Annotated in this window: 3 protein-coding genes; 1 reads left to right on the plus strand and 2 read right to left on the minus strand. The window is 74.4% G+C overall.

Going from position 1 to position 2350, the window contains the following annotated elements; translation table 11 throughout:
* Positions 1-97: 97 nt before the first annotated feature.
* Positions 98-616, minus strand: coding sequence for a MarR family winged helix-turn-helix transcriptional regulator (locus tag AOK09_RS32335; protein ID WP_055590784.1), 519 nt, complete (start codon positions 614-616; stop codon positions 98-100).
* A 14-nt stretch (positions 617-630) separates the two neighbouring features.
* Between AOK09_RS32335 and AOK09_RS32340 the strand changes: the two genes are divergently transcribed.
* Positions 631-1176 (plus strand): carboxymuconolactone decarboxylase family protein, encoded by a 546-nt coding sequence (locus AOK09_RS32340; protein WP_055590785.1) that lies wholly within the window; start codon positions 631-633, stop codon positions 1174-1176.
* Positions 1177-1183: 7 nt separating this feature from the next.
* Here AOK09_RS32340 and AOK09_RS32345 read toward each other — a convergent pair.
* The coding region (locus AOK09_RS32345; protein ID WP_055590786.1) for an AAA family ATPase at positions 1184-2350 on the minus strand (1167 nt) is incomplete at its 5' end.

The following is a 2350-nucleotide window of genomic DNA, read 5'->3' on the forward strand; positions in this document are numbered from 1 at the left end:
ACGGCGTCGGCCCCCAGGACCCGTCCGCGGTCCTGGGGGCCGACGCCGTGCGGGGTCCCGGGGGCCCTGCCGGCCGGTCCCGGCGCGCGCCCGGGGCTCAGGAACCGAACCAGCCGGGGACGTCGAGGGGGAACCCGGCAGCGGGGTTCATGGTGCGCAGGTCGGCCTTGAGCGCGAACAGGCGCTCCGCGCCGAGGGTACGGGCCCAGCGGGCCTGGAGCTCCTCGAAGATCGCCGCGGACCGGGTCAGGGAGTCGATGCCGCGCGCGGTGAGCCGCAGCTGTTTGCGCCGGGCGTCGGCGGGGTCGTCGACGCGTTCCGCGTAGCCGAGGGCCTCCAGGCGGTCGACGGTCTTGCCGGCGGCCTGCTTGGAGATGCCGAGGCTGCGGCCGAGTTCGGTGGCGGTGGTGCAGCCGCGGCCGATGGCCTGCATGGCGAAGCCGTACGCGGGGCGCACCTCGGGGTGGCCCTGGCGGGCCAGCTCGGCGTGGAGTTCGTCGATCAGCGAGCGGAAGCCGGCGAACAGCAGCAGTGGGAGTTCCCAACCGGCGCCCTGGGCACGGCTGTTGCCAGAATCGACAACCTGGTTTACGTTTTGGTCAACCACGTTGTCCATTCTAGGGGGAACCCGTGTCCGAGCATTCCTTCACCGACCACACCGCCCACTCCGCGCCCGACGGCTCCCGCCGCCTGATGGAGGCGGTCACCCGGCGGCTGGGATACCTGCCCGCGGGGGTGGCCAGGATGGCCGCCTCGCCGCAGCTACTGGAGGGCTTCCTCAAGGCCAGCGCCCTGTTCGAGGCGAGCAGTCTGGAGCCGCTCGCCCAGGAGGTGGTGATCATGGTCATGGCCGCCCGGAACGGCTGCCATGTGTGCGTCGCCATGCACACCGCCAAGCTGCGGAAGCTGGGAGCCGACGAGGAGCTGATCGACGCCCTGCGGCGGCAGCGACCGCTGGACGACCCTCGGCTGGAGGCCGTACGGGCCTTCACCCTGGAGGCCCTGGCCACCGCAGGCGCCGTGCCCGACGAGGCCCTGGACGCCTTCCTGGCACAGGGCTGGACCGAGTCCAACGCCCTGGACGTGGTGCTGGGCATCGGCACCTACACCCTCTCCACCTTCGCCAACCGGCTCGTTCGGGCACCGCTGGACGGACCGCTGGCGGCCTTCGCCTGACGCCCGGTCAACTGCCCCGGTAGAGGCGGTCGAGGTCGACCAGCAGCACCTCGTCCCGTGACCCGGCGGCACGCAGCGCGGGGCTGAATCCGGCGGCCCCGTAGCAGGCGAGGACGGTACGGGAGGTGTCCTCGCCGCGGGCCGCGAGGATCTCCAGGACCTGGCGCAGCCGCTCCAGGTCGGGGAGGTCCAGCGGCTCCGCCCAGCGGGCGGTGCCCACCGAGAGCAGGGCGGCGGGCCGGCCGCCGGCCTCGCCGCGGACGGCGACGTCCACGGTGAGGTCGGCGACCGTGCCCCGCAGGGCCGAGGTGGCGATCCCGGGGAAGGTCGAGGTGCTCGCGTAGCCGAGGGCCCAGTCGCGGCAGAGCCGGGCGAAGTGCGGTTCCATGACCGCCGTGTCGAAGACCGGCCGCAGCTGCGGCCAGACCTCGGCGGGGGGCTGCCGCTCCAGCTGGGAGCGGTGCGGCCGCAGCACCGCATACTCGAAGGCGAGCAGCGGTTCGGTGATGCGCAGCCGCTCCCGGCGGGGGTGGAACGCGTCCGGTTCAGCGGTCAGCAGTCCGCAGTCCCGGAGCTGGGCCAGCGCATGGGTGACGTCCTCCAGCCGCAGGCCGAGCCGCTCGGCGATCTCGCCCCGGGTGGCGGCACCGGAGGCCACCGCGGCGAGAGTGGAGTGGCAGACGGGCCGGTCGGGCAGGGCGGGCTCCTCCTCGATCCGGTGGGCGGCCTCGTGGAAGAGCGGCATCCGGGGGTTGAGGACGGTCCGGCAGATCCAGCCGTCCAGGTCGCCGGGCCCCGACGGGGTGTCGTCGCAGACGTAGTCGTGGCGGTAGGCGGCCGAGCCGCCGAGGACGGCGTGCAGTTCCACGGCGAGGCGGGGGTCGTCCGCGCCCCAGAGCCGGGCGGCCTGCCGGAAGTCCAGCGGATGGACGGTGAGGCTGAGCCCGGCGAGCCCGTGCAGCGGGGAGGTGGGGCCGAAGACCCTGCCCATCACCGAGGGGGCGCTGCCGCAGAGCAGCAGCCGGGTCCGGCTGGACTGCGCCGGCGGGTGCGGGCGGCCGTAGGCGTCGAGCAGCACGGACGGCAGCGCCGGGCACTGGCGGACCAGGTGCGGGAAGCCGTCGAGCACCACCGGGACGGGCCGGCGCTCCCCCAGGGCGAGGAGTGCGTCCAG

It is taken from the genome of Peterkaempfera griseoplana (assembly GCF_001418575.1).
Lineage (GTDB): Bacteria > Actinomycetota > Actinomycetes > Streptomycetales > Streptomycetaceae > Peterkaempfera > Peterkaempfera griseoplana.